Annotated in this window: 9 protein-coding genes and 2 tRNA genes; 3 read left to right on the top strand and 8 right to left on the bottom strand. The window is 39.6% G+C overall.

What is annotated here, in order from left to right:
- The first annotated feature begins 156 nt into the window (after nucleotides 1-156).
- From KEM09_RS17045 to KEM09_RS17035, 3 genes are all read left to right on the top strand, one after another.
- Nucleotides 157-232 (top strand) — tRNA-Gly (locus KEM09_RS17045).
- Nucleotides 233-237: 5 nt separating this feature from the next.
- Nucleotides 238-324, top strand: a tRNA-Leu gene (locus KEM09_RS17040).
- 277 nt (nucleotides 325-601) lie between these two features.
- Nucleotides 602-1,807: a site-specific integrase gene (locus KEM09_RS17035; RefSeq protein WP_212230117.1), complete on the top strand. Its 1,206-nt coding sequence runs from the start codon at nucleotides 602-604 to the stop codon at nucleotides 1,805-1,807.
- 197 nt (nucleotides 1,808-2,004) lie between these two features.
- Here the strand turns inward: KEM09_RS17035 and KEM09_RS17030 are convergent, their stop codons facing one another.
- The 8 genes from KEM09_RS17030 to KEM09_RS16995 form a co-directional block, all read right to left on the bottom strand.
- Entirely contained in the window at nucleotides 2,005-3,570 is a 1,566-nt protein-coding gene (locus KEM09_RS17030) for a sulfatase family protein (RefSeq protein ID WP_212230115.1), read from the bottom strand.
- A gap of 67 nt (nucleotides 3,571-3,637) precedes the next feature.
- Nucleotides 3,638-5,146, bottom strand: coding sequence for a T9SS type A sorting domain-containing protein (locus KEM09_RS17025; protein ID WP_212230114.1), 1,509 nt, complete (start codon nucleotides 5,144-5,146; stop codon nucleotides 3,638-3,640).
- A 128-nt stretch (nucleotides 5,147-5,274) separates the two neighbouring features.
- A complete protein-coding gene (locus tag KEM09_RS17020; protein WP_212230113.1) occupies nucleotides 5,275-6,588 on the bottom strand; it encodes a sulfatase-like hydrolase/transferase in 1,314 nt (437 codons plus the stop codon).
- A gap of 61 nt (nucleotides 6,589-6,649) precedes the next feature.
- The gene (locus KEM09_RS17015; RefSeq protein WP_212230112.1) at nucleotides 6,650-8,503 is read right to left on the bottom strand and encodes a sulfatase family protein; all 1,854 of its coding nucleotides are present in this window, start codon (nucleotides 8,501-8,503) and stop codon (nucleotides 6,650-6,652) included.
- A gap of 11 nt (nucleotides 8,504-8,514) precedes the next feature.
- Nucleotides 8,515-10,104, bottom strand: coding sequence for a RagB/SusD family nutrient uptake outer membrane protein (locus KEM09_RS17010; protein WP_212230111.1), 1,590 nt, complete (start codon nucleotides 10,102-10,104; stop codon nucleotides 8,515-8,517).
- An 18-nt stretch (nucleotides 10,105-10,122) separates the two neighbouring features.
- A complete protein-coding gene (locus KEM09_RS17005; protein ID WP_212230110.1) occupies nucleotides 10,123-13,368 on the bottom strand; it encodes a SusC/RagA family TonB-linked outer membrane protein in 3,246 nt (1,081 codons plus the stop codon).
- Between the two features lie 16 nt (nucleotides 13,369-13,384).
- A complete protein-coding gene (locus tag KEM09_RS17000; protein WP_212230109.1) occupies nucleotides 13,385-15,796 on the bottom strand; it encodes a T9SS type A sorting domain-containing protein in 2,412 nt (803 codons plus the stop codon).
- Nucleotides 15,797-15,810: 14 nt separating this feature from the next.
- The gene (locus KEM09_RS16995) at nucleotides 15,811-17,019 is read right to left on the bottom strand and encodes a hypothetical protein (RefSeq protein ID WP_212230107.1); all 1,209 of its coding nucleotides are present in this window, start codon (nucleotides 17,017-17,019) and stop codon (nucleotides 15,811-15,813) included.
- Nucleotides 17,020-17,024: the final 5 nt, after the last annotated feature.

Below are 17,024 nucleotides of genomic sequence, written 5' to 3'. Positions count from 1 at the left end.
CTCTATTTTTTCTGCAAAAAATGCTATTTTTTTGTTTGGAGATAAAAAAAAAGCCTCTATATTTGCATCCGCATTTGAGAAACAAACTCTGATACGCAGAGGGGGCAAATGACACTGAAAGTAGGACACCAACTAGGTTTGGTGAAATACAAAACTGCGAAAATAGCTCAGTTGGTAGAGCACGACCTTGCCAAGGTCGGGGTCGCGGGTTCGAGTCCCGTTTTTCGCTCCAAGGATGCCCGAGTGGTGGAATTGGTAGACACGCAGGACTTAAAATCCTGTGGCCATTAGGCCGTGCGGGTTCAAGTCCCGCCTCGGGTACCAATCTAGATTCATCTAGAACCAAAAGCGCTTAAAACTAACGTTTTAAGCGCTTTTTTATTTTCAGAAAACTTCAAAAAAAGTGGTCAAAACAGGTATTTAGCGCGACCAAATCGAGACCACTACCATTTTTAGAATAAGTGGTCGCGCGACCACTTAACAAATTGGTTACCAGTATACAATTTGACTCATTTTGATATTATTTGAACTTGGTTTTGTGTGGAATGCTCAAGAACTTTATTCTTTTTGCGAGACCATCGAGACCACAAAATTTATTATTATGAGGTTTTATTCAAATTACTTACTTAGAAAATCCAGAACTGGAAAAGACGGTTCATGTCCCATCTATGTACGCATATTGCTTAATAGCAAAAGAGTCGAACTATCTACAGGCATTAGGGTACTTCCTGATAAATGGGATGAAGTACATCAGGTATTACTTGGTGAATATCATGAAGTACATTCTTCAAATGAACGCTTAAGAAAAATTAAAACCATTCTGATTGACATCTACAATAGATTTGTTTCATCGGGAAAAGATTTTGATGTGGTCGATATTAAAAATGAATTCCTTGGGAAAAGCTATTCGAAGGGTGTATTGGAGGTTTTTGATTATTATCTGAAGACAATTGAAAATAATATTGGTCATGGCTATGCCTACCGCACCTTAAAGCACTATCGAGTTTCGCGCAAAAAATTAGCTGTGTTTATCCAGTCTCAACTTCGAAAAAAAGATATTCCGATAACAGCTGTTGACTACAATTTCCTTAACCAATTTGACATGCATTTGAAGACAGAATATGGTGTTCATCAGAATACAGCCTGGAATTACCACAAACACCTCAAAAGAGTGATGAATTTGGCTATTTCGATGGAATATATCCAAAAGAGTCCGTACAATCAGTTTAAAACAAAATTGGAGCAGGCCAATCGTGATTTCCTAACCAAAGATGAGCTTCACAGACTCGAAACAAAAAGCCTAGAAATTGACCGACTATCCATCGTCAGAGATATATTCATTTTTGCCTGTTATACAGGATTAGCCTATTCGGATATTTCGAAGTTAAGTCCGCGTCATATTCAAAAACGAGACGATGGTAACCAATGGATAATTATTAATCGAACAAAAACCAAGTCGCAATGCAGTATCCCGCTCTATCCTAATGCTCTTGAAATACTTGAACGATATGCTGATTATCCTGAGTCCCTTTTAAAAGGAAGGGTATTACCAGTTGCTTCCAACCAAAAACTCAATAGCTACTTAAAAGAGTTGGCAAACATCTGCAACATCAACAAAAACCTAACGATGCATATGGCCCGACATACTTTTGCCACAACTGTGACATTATCAAACGGGGTACCTATTGAAACAGTTTCAAAAGTACTTGGACATAAATCTTTAAAAATTACTCAGATTTATGCCAGGGTTTTAGAGAATAAGATATCAGATGATATGATGGCAATTAAAGGTAAATTGGGGATGTAAACTATCAATCTAATAATTCATTTCTTGACTACCTAATCTATCAAACAGGTGCCAATTTTGGCACCTGTTTGATAGATTAGGTTTGCTAAAAGCTATATACAAAACATTTTACAAGGAATAACCATTATTTATACGGTTTAAACAAAGTCCTAATGAATTAAAAAGAAATATTTTAGCTCTGTTATCTACATACTAAATCAATGCTTACCTGATTCCAATCCCCCAAAATCAGTATCCGATATACGTCTTAATTCATCATGCGATTTCGTATTCGAATACTCTGCCTTTAATAACCATAATTCCTCCTTTAGTTGTTGAATAAGTTCTTGATGTTCTTGCGAATTAATCAAATTATTCATCTCATTGGGATCATTCTTAAGATCAAAAAATTCCCAAACATCCACATCGTAGTAAAAATGAATTAGCTTATACCGTTGATTTCTGATCCCATAATGCGGTTGAACATGATGCCAAAACGGGTATTCGTAATAATGGTAATACATGGATTGTCGCCAATCATCGGGAGTTTCTCCGTTTAGGTTGGCAAAGAAACTTCTTCCCTGTACTTCATCCGGAGCATGCAATCCAGCCATTTCTAATATGGTTGGTGCGAAATCGATGTTGGTAACAACATCATTCCAACTAACGCCTGCCTTTATTGAATTGGGATAACGTACCAGGAAAGGCATTCGAAGTGCTTGTTCATACATAAATCGCTTATCGAACCAACCATGGTCGCCTAAGAAAAACCCCTGGTCAGCAGTGTAAATTACAATGGTATTATCTGTTAAACCTTTTTCATCCAAATAGGCTAACACTTTTCCTATATTATCATCAACAGAACGAATTGTGGCCAGATAGTCTTTCATGTAGCGCTGATATTTCCATCTACGTGCCGCCTCTTCACTCATTCCTCCTTTTGGAATAACATTCTCATCGCGTTTAATACCAAAATCAATCCATTTCCGAAGTTGTCTTCCTTTGAGTGAATCTGGCGGTGTTAATTTCATGTCTTCCCGACTGAAATCATTCATTGTCATCTCAGTGTTACCAGCTGTTAATTCTCTCCCTTGATAATCATCATTAAAGGTAGATGGATATGGTAGTTCTATATCGTCAAACAGTTGCTGATAAATGGAGTCGGGTTGCCATGGTCGGTGAGGCGCTTTGAACTGCAGCATCAGGCAGAAAGGATTATCCTCATTTCTTTCATCTAGCCAATTTAATGCAAAATTGGTGGTTAAGTTGGTAGCATAGCCATTCACTCTGACTGTATCGCCATTATCGTTGTAAACAGGATTCCAATAGAAGCCCTGCTCACCCCTTGCAACATGGTATTTATAGTAATCAAAACCTGTTGGCTCTGATGCCAGATGCCACTTTCCAACAATAGCTGTTTGATAGCCATTGGCCTGTAGCTCTTTCGGAAAAGTCCATTGCGTATTATCGAATCGACCGCCTTTGTAATTCTTCAGGTAGCCATTCATATGACTATACTTCCCTGTTAAAATAGCTGCTCTACTTGGCCCACAGATAGCATTGGTACAAAAAACATTATTCATTAATACGCCTTCATTAGCCAAGCGATCGATATTAGGCGTTGGTGCAATATTGCTGTATATGCCTCCATAGGCTGAAATAGCATGACTCGCATGATCATCAGTCATTATGAATAGAATATTAGGTTTCTCAACCTTTTCAGCACACCCAAATTGCAGGATGATTGTAAAATAAATCCCAAACAGAAATAAATATTTTTGCATACTAAATAGATTAAAAAAAAGCACCCTAACCAAAGTCAAAGTGCTTTTAGATTATTTATTAACCAGACTATTTTACAACTACCTTCTTAATGGCTTCACCATTTTCTCCGGATATCTGTACTAAGTAAACTCCTTTGGTTAATCCAGATACATCAACCTGTGTATTATTGATAACTGACTTAACTAGTGTACCGCCTAAGGAATAAATAGAAATTTTATCTATTTTATCTGTTCCTGTTACTCTGAAATAATCATTGGAAGGATTAGGAAAAATATTAATTGATAGTTCCTTAATATTATCTATGTCGGTTGAAACACCGTTATACTCGTAAGCACCCGCGTCTGGAGAAGCATCTCTCGAATATCCTCTAGCATCAATTGTTGGTAAGGTAATACCCGTTGCAGCCGTACAATAATCAATGGCATTCGCTCCATCAGTCAATGCTAATACTTTCACTTTACCACCTTCATCGGTTAAGGTACCTGATAAGCCTGCAAATGTTGCCGTTTTTCCTTTGGCGTTATTCTTTGCGACATCATCAATAATTGGGTTTGCTGATGCGGCTGCTTCTAAACCTCCAATTATACAGTTTACCATATCAGTTAGGCTGGCATTTGTGAAGTTTATTACCTTAACTGATAAATCATCTGCTGATACAATAATAGAATTATAAGCACTTAAGTTAGTTGTATAACCCGCTGTACCAGTAAATCGCAATCCACTTTTAACAAGAGCAGCATGAGTATTATTATAAATTGTGGCATGTACAAAATTCAAATTGATATTACCCGATGTTCCGTCTCCTCCAGCATTTGTGGTCCACTGGGCAACTTTACACCAAATAGCTCCACCACCTGCTCCACCTGAAGCGCTTGTTGCATTATTATTAGAAACAGTTGTGTTCTCTACATTCACATCAATGGCATAATCATTACCATAATCATTATTTCCATTAATATATATCCCCCCGCCATTTCTACCTATATTACTATCAATTAATGACTTATTGATGTTGATAACACAATTAATGGCCGCACCATTATTTGGTACTGCAATCATACCACCACCATCAAGAGAAGACGTATTATTTGTAATAGTACATTCAATTACGTTTGCATTCGTACCAGCCAAACTAACTCCACCACCATTTTTAGCTGTAAAGTTATCTTTGATAATCAGATTCCTTAATGTAAGTAAGCCTGTTATCTTATCTGCATTAATACCTCCTCCATTATCAGTATCAGGTGCATTACCATTTTGGATACCTAAGTTTTCTATTGAAACAGTTGTAATACCCTCAACTACATTAATCACTCTGGTACCCGTTCCATCAGATGACGCAGATGCCGCTGCCTGAATTATATCAGTATTCGGATCTGCTCCTCGTAAAATGATGTTTTTATCAATTGTAATCGATTCGGTATGGACACCTGTAATTTCAATAACATCATTATCACTTGCGGCAGTTATTGCCTCTGTTATGCTGTTATAAGATGTACTACCGATTTTAACGGTTTGCGCAAAAGTTGTACCAATTGCCATTGCCAATACAAGTAGAGTAAACGTTTTCTTCATATCAATTTTATTTAGCTTTTGATTTAATTCTTTTATTCAAAATCAAATGTATTTATTGAAGTAGAAAATAAGGTTTACATATCGGTCAGATAGGTTTAAATACTGCTAACAACCTAAATACATTCCCATTACCTCCAAGGTATATTCCCTGAATTCTGAATATGCTTCATTAATTTCTTCCTTAATTCTTCCTTAACAGCCGCGTTTTCAACAGGTATTTCTACTGAACTGGTATCACTGATATGAATTAACTGATACGATTCAAAAGGGGAATTCTGCATTAACTTATATTCGCCATTGGAAATGGCATAATAAGCACGTCCTCCAAATCGATGCCCTTCACGTCGCATAAAAACCAATTCTCTGCCCACGGAATTAGGTGGTTCTTCTTTTAATAAGTTGACCAGGCTTTTAGAGGGGAGTTCCTGTTGATGATTACCCCCAGCCAATTCAATGAGACTTGGGTAAAAATCCATTAAGATGATAGGTTCTGAAACAGTATTGGGTTTTATCTTATCGGGCCAGTTAACTACACAAGGAATTCGAATCCCGCCTTCGTATAAATCACCTTTACCCCCTTTTAACAGGCCATTATTGGCTCCATACTGCAAAGCACCGCCATTGTCTGATGTAAACACAATTAATGTATTATCTGCTTCTCCACTCTTTTCAATGGCTTCCATTACTTTTCCCACACCAGCATCCAGATGCTCTATCAAAGCAATTAGCTTCTGGCGCGTTATATTGGCCTGTGGCTCTCGTTTCTTTATCTTCTCCAACCAATCTGCAGGTGGCTGAATCGGTTCATGTGGAGCATTGTAGGTTAAAAACAAGAAATAGGGATTGTCTGCATTGGATTGTATATTAATATATTCCCTTGCCCAATTGGTAAAAACATCCGTTGCATGTCCCTTAGGCTCTATCCGCTTACTACCTTCACGCATCCAGTTAATGCCGGCTCGTTTATGGGTATAATAGTCATCCATCATATCTCCCACATAACCTTTGAAATGGTCAAAGCCTCTATCGTTTGGTAAATCGGGACTTTCATAGCCTAAATGCCATTTTCCAACTAAAGCTGTGTGGTAACCAAGCGCTATTAATTGTTCTGGAAGAAAAGGAACTTCATCAGACAGGTTACCCCAGGTATTATCCGGCATATCCCTGATAACGCCAGGTACTCCAACCATATCGGGGTAATTACCGGTTAATATGGCAGCCCGACTTGGCGAACAAACTGTACTATTAGCATAAGCTCTGGTAAACTTTATACCGTTCTCACATAGTTTATCAATGTTTGGCGTATAAAGGTCTGTAGCCCCATAACAGGATAAATCACCATATCCAAGGTCATCAGCAAGAATGAATACGATATTGGGCTGTTGTGCATTAGATAATAAAGTCAGAAATAGGGTTGTGCAGAATATTAAGAGTCGCTTCATCATCTCCTTATTAAATAAGCAGGCACCTATAAAATAGATGCCTGCTTATTAGGTTTATAAATTACTTCTGGTTCTTCGGAACAAACTCCACTGCATCCGATATTGGCAACTGATAAGTATATTTTTCCAAATAAACAGGCACTTCTCCTAAACGTGGTGATGTGCGGGTATATTTCGGCATCGCCATCACCCAGTAAAATCCTTTTTTAGGCACTTTATATGACAACTCTGTCAAACCTTCTGCCACCATTTTTGCAGCTCCCGGATTATTGTCAGGTGCATAATACACGCTATAGCTATCGGCTTGTTCAAAGGCTTGCCAGTTAATGGTGCGATGTTTAATAGAGATAGCCATGTTTTGATATTCCAAAATCGGTTTGTCAACTAAGGTATGGAAACAGAAGTCACGCGCCATATCCTGATAAGCCGGGTCTAATACCAAGTTGTTTAACTCTTCCGGATCATCGACCACATTATAAAGTTGACTGATGATTCCATGCGTATAAATAAATTTATAGTCATCCACACGGAACATACGCGATGGCAGGTTTTTAATTTCCTTAAACCCATTGTAATTTCCACTGCGGTACTCCGAAAGTATTGGACGATTTAATAGTCGGGTTCCATTCTTAAGGTTATTGACAATAGAAATACCTTGCGCCGTTTCCGGCACTTCTGTTCCTGTCAATTCGCACATCGTTGGCATGATATCCACAAAGCTCACCAACATATCATTTACCTCACCTTTAGGAAAAGCCTTAGGGTATGAAATAATAAAGGGGACATTTACCGCATCCTCATACATACAATGCTTACCTCTTAAACCATGCTCAAACAAGTGCTCACCGTGGTCGGTTGTATATACAATGATGGTATTGTCGTATAGACCTTCTTCTTTTAGGGCATCAACAACACGCCCTACCATATCATCAACTTGCGTCACACAGGCATAGTAAGATGCCATAATATTTTTTGTGGCTACCGGGTACTTGTTTGGCCAGCCTGAGTGAATCCAGTCGGGAACCCATGGATATTTCCCTTTGCCATGCCATTCGGTAGCAGTTTCAGGCAAGGTGAAATCTTCCGGATTATACATATCCAGATACTTCTGCGTGGTGGTAAATGGCGGATGTGGTTTTTCAAAACCTACATGTAAAAAGAAGTTTTCTCCGTCTTTACCACGCTTTTTGATAAACTCCACTGATTTGCGGGCGACGACCATATCAAAGTTATCTTCATCTTTCTTCACCAAAGCTGGTTCATACTTCTCGTTTAAGTGACCAGGCCCTCCTTTATATACTTTAGCATACTTTTTAAACTGACGATAACGCTGGTAAGCATCTTCACCCACCTCATCCTGATAATGTCCTCCGGGAAAATGAGTGTAGTAACGAGTATTGATCTCATCCCAACCCAAATTATTACCTTCCGGATGATCCTCATCAACATTCTTTTGCAGCTCGCCATGCACATGCATTTTACCCGGTGAGGCAGTAATATAACCATTAGACTGAAAGGCCTCGGCTAAAGTCACAATGCCCTCATGGTATCCTGTTTCTCTAAGAAAACCAGAGCCTAAATGTTTTTCTTTGCCATTGGCCATTTTAACAGGTGCCTTGTGATAAGGAGCTCCGTTGGCAAACGGATACATACCAGTAATCAATGCCGCGCGACTAGGAGCACACACCGGCGCTGCCACATAACAATTGGTTAACCGTACGCCTTCTTTAGCCAGCGCATCAATATTGGGCGTAATCACCAGTTCATCGCCATAACAACCCAATGCATCTTTTTTATGTTGGTCAGAGATGATGAATACCACATTGGGGCGATTATTCTCTTTCTTTTTCTTTGCCTGCACCAAGCCTGGCATTAACACCAGACTTAATACAGCTATACACACAAATCTTATCATCACAGTCATTCTTATTCGTCAATATTATCGTTGGCAGACGTCTCGGTAATAGGAATTGGCCACGTATAATCCTCAGGACCACGAATACCCTGAATTTTACCCTGATTCTTCGGATCAAAAGCAATCTTACATTTTTCCTCATAAACACCCAGGCGCGTCAGGTCAAACCAGCGCTGACCTTCCATAAAGAATTCAGCTGCTCTTTCTCGTAATAATGCTTCTCTGAATTCAGCCATGGTCAGGCCAGTAAAATCTAAACCAGCCATTTCGACACGTGTACGAAGCATATTAACATCAGAATTCGCCAATGTAGGATCTTCATTTATTTCTGCTAAAGCTTCAGCGCGCATTAGATAAACATCAGCTAAACGAATCACATGCCAGTTTTGCTGACTTGTATATTCAGTTGTTGCATCGCTGTCGATAAACTTTGACGTAAAAACATTATAGACAGCTCCTTTTCGGTCGCCAGAATCCAGTAGGTAACGCGCATAACCGTTATAGGCTGGTAGTAATTCATAACGATAGGTATTATCTTCATAATATTGAATGATTCCTTTATCGAAGCGTACATCAGTGGCATCCACACTATTTTGCGTAAAACCGGCCACCATTTTATTGGTGCCACCCCAACCTCCGCCACTTAATCCAGCATTACGTGGGCTAAAGAGGTTGGAAACAGCAGTACCTTGTCCGGTAGCTGATGAGCCTTGAATATCAAATAGCATCTCAGGAAAATTTCCTTTATCTGCATCAAAAAGGGTTTGCCACTCTTCAAAAGAAGATGATAAAGCATAACCTGGTTGTATTAAAACAGAATCACACATTACTCTACATGAATCGTAATACGTTTTGTAGTCAGTGCCAAATTCAGCATATGGCGAACAGCCTTCGCTTCCTTCTGCTGCGCAACGGGTTGATGAGGCGATATGCAAATATACACGAGCCAATAAAGCCTGTGCAGACGCATCTGTTGCACGTCCTAAATGATTCGTTTCACCCAGGCGTGTCTCATTACGCCCCCAACAATGCTCTGAGGCATATTTCAGATCACTGATAATGACATTGTAAATATCCGTCCTGGTTGAAACAGGCAGGCCTGCATCTTCACCAGGCTGAACAGGCTCAGTACGCAAAGGTACTTCACCCCAGCAACGCACCAGGTTGAAGTAATGCAGAGCACGCAAAAATTTAGCCTCACCTATTATACGCGCTTTGATGGTTTCATCCATTTCAACATCGGCTACATTGTAAATCACATTGTTGGCATCGCGAACTGCAATATAAATCTGGTTCCATGTCTCTGGCAAAGTACCGTTGGTAGACGTCAGAATTCCTTTATTATAGTCACCATGTTTCCAGCTGGATGTGCCCTGGTCGGATGAAGCAAACACATTGGATAAAAACTGCTGATTATAATAACCCGGCCCATTTTTTAGCTGTGCATAAGCCGCTGTTAAAGCCATTAAGGCCTGGTCTTTATCCTGATAGAAGTAATCGGTTCCAATTTGGGTTTTAGGCTCTTCTTCTAACCAGCTTTCGCAGGAAGAAAAAACAACAATACCCAATAGTAAAAATGTGATATATTTTAAATTATTCATTGCTTACAGTTTTGCTGATTAGAAATCAAGTTTAACACCAAACACATAGTTTCTCGTTCCAGGGAAAGCTCCGAAGTCAATGCCTCTTCGCTGTGGATCTTTATTGAAAGCCTGAACTTCAGGGTCATAACCAGGGTAATTCGTCCAGGTAAACAAATTCTGACCTGAAGCATATAGTCTCAGACTTTTCTTGTTTTTGAATCGGAAGGTATAACCAACATTGATGTTCTTTAATTTGATAAACGACCCGTCATAAATCTGACGGTCAGATACAATTGCTCTTTGTCCACCATCGGTGGCAGCTGCCGGGTTAGCTACTCCTGTTGTTTGACCAACAGCTGGGTTATAAGCCACTTCGTAGGTATAGTCTTCTGTTACCTCATCATAAACGGGCGTTACAGTCAATGGTGCTATCCATGAATCATTATAAGCTTCAGTAGCTACATTGGTACTTTTCTTCAAAGCATTTAAAGGCCATGAATCAACCCATAATATGTCACCACCTTTTTGGCCGGTAAACAATATGCTTAAATCCCAGTTTTTATAGCTTACGGTATTATTTATCGAAGCCGTAAAATCAGGGTTTGGATCACCGATCTGCACATAATCATCGAAATTGATGGTTTGAACATCCAATGGATTTCCTTCTTCATCATAATCTACAGAGTGGTTGATGTATTTAATCTCACCTGCTGCAGCATCATTTATACCACTGGCTGCTGCCTCATCCCAATTGGCATACACACCATCCGTTTCAGCACCCCAGAAAATACCGAGAGGTTTTCCTTCCATAAACATAGATGGATAGGTTTTATCATAACCAACCGCAGGTCCTAACTGACGTTCAAGATTAGAATTTAGCTTCACTAACTTGTTTCGATTCACACTAAATGTTCCCAGAACGTTCCACTGCCAGTCTTTATTTCTAATTATATCACCACCAATTGTTAGTTCAATACCTTTATTCTCAACTTCTCCAAAATTGTCTGTTCTCCAAGGATATCCATTTGAAGCAGGTAGATTTACTAGCTGCAATAAGTCGTGTGTCAGCTTGTAATAAGCATCAAAGGTTAGGTTTAGTCGCGAATTAAACATACCAAAGTCAAGCCCAACATTGTACTGATCAGTTGTTTCCCATGTTAAGTCAGGATTGGCCAAATTCTGTTCAAAATAACCTACTACAACCTGACCATTAAAATTGTAACGGATAGGTGACATCACACCCAACGACTGGAAAGCTGCGATAGGGTTACTACCAGTTTTACCATACGACATTCTTAATTTAAGATTAGAAATAGATTCTACATTTTTTAAGAATGGCTCTTCAGATGCTCTCCAAGCTAAGGCTACAGAAGGGAAGAAAGCACTCTTTTTGTTTTCAGCAAACTTGGAAGAGCTATCCATACGTGAATTGACATCCACATAATACTTACCTTTGTAGCTATAACCAACTCTAAAAAGGCCAGATAACAACCCGACTCTTGTAAATCGTGTTACAGGAACCATGATATCGGTTGCTGATTCAAAAGTATAGTAAGTGGTAATATCACTACCGTATCCATAAGCCTTATTAAAAGTGGATCTAATATTATTAACCTCGTAGGTTCCGACCACAATTGCATCTACTTTATGCTGACCAAACTTTTTCACATAGTGCAAGTTGGCTTCGGCGTATGTTTTAATATTTTGAGTATAGGATTGTGTTGCTTCACCATTATTACGGCGACCTCGGGTTGTAAAAGTAGGATAATAACTATCTCGTAGACTCATTTGATAATTGACTGCCCCCTTAGCAGTAGCACTTAAATGTGGTGTTATTTTTCCAACTAAAGATAATGCCTGATTAAAGGTGATGGCTGTTTTCTCATCTTCCACATATTTAGCTAGCGTATAAGGGTTAGACATGATTTGACCTTCATTTAAGTCAGCATAAACATCATCATCCTGACCTGGCTCTAACAAGTCAAATATTGGCTGAAAACGTAAAGCATTAGATACCACACTTCGGTCCTGATACATTTGACCATTCCCTACTGAAGACGCTCTTCCCTTGCCATAAGAAGCATTTGTTTTGGAGTAAATCTCCACCTTTTTATTAAAGGCTTTGCGCATGCCATTCATATTAAAAGTGGCACGCTTGTAATCTGTATTGATAATCACCCCTTGATTATCAGACAAACCCAAACTAACTGATAGGTTACTATTCTGGTCACCTCCACGATAAGCCACATTGAAAGCCTTTGAGTAAGCTTTACGATACACCTCATCCTGCCAGTTAGTATTAATACCGGTTGTTGTTGGGTAAGGCAAAGTATAACCATCTAACTCCTCAAAGTTTTCCGGTGTTAAGTCCTGTGTGCCATCAAACACCATTCCGTCACGACCAGGATTGGTAATATCAATATACAATTGATTGATCGTACGCTGATTCATATACCCTTCGAATTGAGGTCCATTAAGCACATCAATTTGCTGGTTCAGCTCCGACATGGCAAAATCGGCTGTTACAGAAAATTGGTCTTTTGTACTTTTGCCATCAGCCTGCTTGGTGGTAATCACCACAACACCATTCGCACCACGTGCTCCATAGATAGCTGTTGCAGCAGCATCTTTAAGCACTTCCATCTTCTCAATATCATTCGGGTTAAGGAAACTCAAGGAACTCTGAGACTGGCCAGAATTACTGTTCCCCTGAGCATCCTGAATCGGATCAATTGGTATACCATCAACTACGTATAATGGTTGTGTACCTCCTAACATCGAATTGGTTCCTCGAATGGAGATACTCACACCGCCACCTGGTTCGGAGTTTTCGTTAACTACCACCCCAGCTACCTGTCCTTGTAACATGCGCTCTACTGAATTTGTGCGCACTTTTTCCATCTGATGAGAGGTGACCTGTGCCACAGAACCAGTCAGGTCACTCTTCTTCACATTAAAGTAACCTACACTCACTACTACTTCATCCAATTCCGATATTTCTGGTTCAATATAAATGGTTAAGTTGGTCTCATCACCCACTGCTACTTCTTTTGTTTTCATCCCAATAAAAGAGAAGACCAAAACATCTGCTTTTTTAGCTTTAATATTAAAATCTCCAGAAGTACCACTTATTGTTCCATTGGTAGTGCCTTTTATATACACCGTCACCCCTGGAAGTGGTTGGTTGGATTCTCTGTCTAATACCTTCCCTGAAATGTTTAGTTCTTGAGCAATCAGGCTTATTGGCACCAAGAACAATAATAACATTAATAGTTTTTTCATCAGATTATGTTTTTAGTTACTGTTTTATAAATTTTAAAGCAATCGACTGTAGCCCATCATTAATCATTAGCACATAAGTACCTGTTGGCAATTGACTCATGTCAAGAAGTTCACTGCTATAGTTATTATACGATTTTAGTAATTGTCCCCTAAGTGTGTAGATGCTCAGCCGGGCATTTCTAAGCCCTTTCACCTTTGCATAGTCACTTACCGGGTTAGGAGTCATTTTATAGGATAATCTTTCCGTTTCAAAATTAGTTACGTTTGTTGTTGTATCAAACTGTTCCATCAGGAATTCTGCTGCATGCCCCCAGGTGCCATCCGGTTCAATCAACCATTTCCCATCCATCCATTCATATAAAAATGAAGTTTCATATTCCACACCCTTTTCCCAGGTAAATCCATCGGGTGCACCTTGTTGACCAGAGCAGTATAAGTTCCACAAGTAGAAATATGGTAAATCCATAGCTAATGCCAAACCACACAACTTATCATATTTAGTACGAATTTGTGAGCGACTATGACTCGAATAGGGAGCATTTTCGTTGATGGCAAATTCACCAATCTGAACAGACAGATCGCCATACTCACCTGTTGAAGTGGTGAAGTAATTAATCATCTCCAGCCCTGTCCACATGGCTGATGGAAATGGATAGTCGTTATTTTCCCATCCGCCATCGTAGGCCGACCAGGAGGCCAGGTCAATGCGGCAATGCGGTATCACATCCGCTGCCAGACAAGGGGTGTTATTATCCATCATGGTTAATCTCTGCCCATCTTTTTGCATCCATAACTTATTGAGCTCTATCCCATGCATTACCCTTGTCGTGGCATCCGGAAATTCCTTTCGTGCTCTTTCCGTGCCTCTTTGACGAGCCCTGAACATACGTGCCATACCTGCAATTTGCCATTCTACATCATCTGGTATCAGTGCTGGATCTTTCTCCCATAAAACACCTTGACCACGTAACATCCAGTCACCTTCCCAGTTTTGGTAAACGAAAGTCTTATCCAGATGTCCATAGGTTTCGAGCAGTTTTACCGTTAATTCGTACCACTGCTGCTCTTCATTCACATAAGAAGCATGCTGAAAATCGGGTCCATCTTTATAATCTCCCTTATTTTTTGAAGTCACCCAAAAGGTATGAGTTTTGATATTAGAGCGACTGTATAAATCCTGTATCTCCGGCACATCCAATAATTCCACCACCCTATTTACATTACTCCAGGTATGATTGAACGGATAGGCCGAACTCATCTTTCCGTTAATTGCCGACAAAGTTGTTTTAATGGCTGTTGAACCAAACTCTTGATAGTAGTCCAAGCCTTCGGTCATAAACGGTTTATCGGTAAAGTGATACCACCCAGCTATGTGCGAAGCTCCAAATATATCACGAAGTGCTTCCTTCTCATTATTCACCGATGGCTTGTACTGATTAACCTGATTAACAATCTCTGAAGGCGGTGTTAAGGTTTCGCGATAATGTACACGAACCTCACCATTATTTACCAGGCTAAAATTGGGGTTATCCAATGTGAGATTGGTAAAATTAATACCTTCTCCTAAACGCAATAAACCGCTTTGCGCAATTGAAAGCGTAAAGCCAGCGGCTTCCGACTTCTTATTTAAATTACCATTATTAATCATTAGTGTATAGATACTGCCTCCATCATTAATGGTGATGGACGAGCTCTCTCCATTACTTGGATTTTTAGTAAACAAACTGATATCGTTACAGACTATTAAACCATTTACAATTAAATTGGCTTTAGCTGTTGCTGAGCTCCATTGATAGGTACTGCCTGTTAAACCAAGAGTACCTTTTACATAGATATACGAATAACGTTCGGTGGTTACTATTACCCTGTTATTTGACTTCACAACGAGGTTTTCATCGCATACCAGATTATACAAATCAATCAACACATTTTTTTCGCCACTATCACTAAACATACTTAATGTGCCCGGATGAAAATAACCCTTACCGGTTATGTAAGTTGTGACATCCTGCAGATTCATGAAAATGCGACTATTATATTTGTATAACGAACCATCGCCCGAACTACCGGGCTGCACTCGACCAGATGAGAATGTGCCTTGACACTCAATACTACCGTTAATCACCAGGTCTTTGGCAAAATTATCGGTATCATGCCCCATGCTTAAACTTGCCGACTGATTAACTTTCAGATGTCGGCATAGTACAATGCGTTCTCCCGATACGCTTCCCTGTACATCGATGTATACTGAATGATTATTTTCAATTCGCACATCATCATCAGGTCCCGGAACAAAACCACCTGACCAAAGGCCCGGGTCGGACCAATTGCCACTTTTAACAGAGTATATAGCCCCGGAAAAATCAATCTGCGCACTAATATTCACAGCGTAGAATAAACCTATTATTATGTATAGAATTTTCTTCATAACCTATCTACAGTTTAGAGCTTACCTAATACTTCGATCCCTTTCTTTTTGAAGACCTCATATTCTGGATAAACTTTGTGCTCATTTTTATAGGTTTTCAAGAACTCATTCATCTCTGAATAGAAATTCTGATGCAGATAATAAACCGGCTTCTTTTTACCTTCTTCACTAATCATCGACATCCCCTTGGACACTCCTGCGTTTGTGTATTCATTATTGTACATCTCCCAATGCAATGCAAAAGGCAAATTCAAATCCAGACTCACTCTCATCATTCGTTTAGTCAGAAAGAGCTGTTTAGCATCATCCTGATTGGCATTGGTTTGATAGCCATACTCGCCAATATATACACGACGTTTAAAAGGGACCCCATCTTTCTCAGCTAACTTACTCTCAATGTAGTCCATAGCTTCGCCTACGGCTTTCTTTAACTCTAAGTAGGTTGGCTTCTTCTTGATGATTTCGTAGCTGGAGTAGGACACCAAATCAGGGTTTGTATGTGGTAGCACACTATTGACAATGCATTTTTTACCTTCTAGACCTTTAGTCACAAGGTTAAGTTCAATATAGTGCCAAACCTCAACCTCTTCATGAGGTGTATTCCTTTTAGCATCATCCACTGCAATCTGACGAATATTGAACCAGTCAATCATACCTTGAACCTTCTCATCGGACGGAATATTGTCTCGTTTACCCAAACCGTGTAGCAACCAATCGCCCTCCCAGTTCCCAAACAAAAAGGTTTTGCCGGACCCACTGTAGGTTTTCAATACATACTCTGTCAGTTCATACATCTCCCGATATAGCATCAACTTCTCCTCTGAAGTTAAGCCATCCTGCCATTTGGCTTCTGTAAACGTATGAACCCAGGCGAATATGTATTTAAAATCCATATCCATGACCTTCTGGTAGTCTTCTTTCTTCTTAATTAAATCTAGTGTTGTTTTAATACCTGAAGCCGGTTTCATGCCGTAAGATTTGGCATAATTTTTACCCATTGAAATCTTCAGGATATTGGAGCCCATACCTTGAATATGTTTGGCCTGCTCAACAATAAACGATTCTTTGGTAAACTTATAGTTAGCACCAATGGCTTGAGTTCCGCAAACAAAGTTATAGTCTTCCAGTTCAGGCGCTTTATCAAATATCTCTCCATCTACTGTTTGGGCCTTAAGCTGGCCCAATATAACTATGACAACTAATAAGATGTTTAAAGCTCTCATCGTTC

This window comes from Carboxylicivirga mesophila, from assembly GCF_018271975.1.
Classification (GTDB): Bacteria; Bacteroidota; Bacteroidia; order Bacteroidales; family Marinilabiliaceae; genus Carboxylicivirga; species Carboxylicivirga mesophila.
The sequence above is the reverse complement of the archived record's forward strand: the minus strand, read 5'-3'. Positions and strand labels throughout refer to the sequence as shown.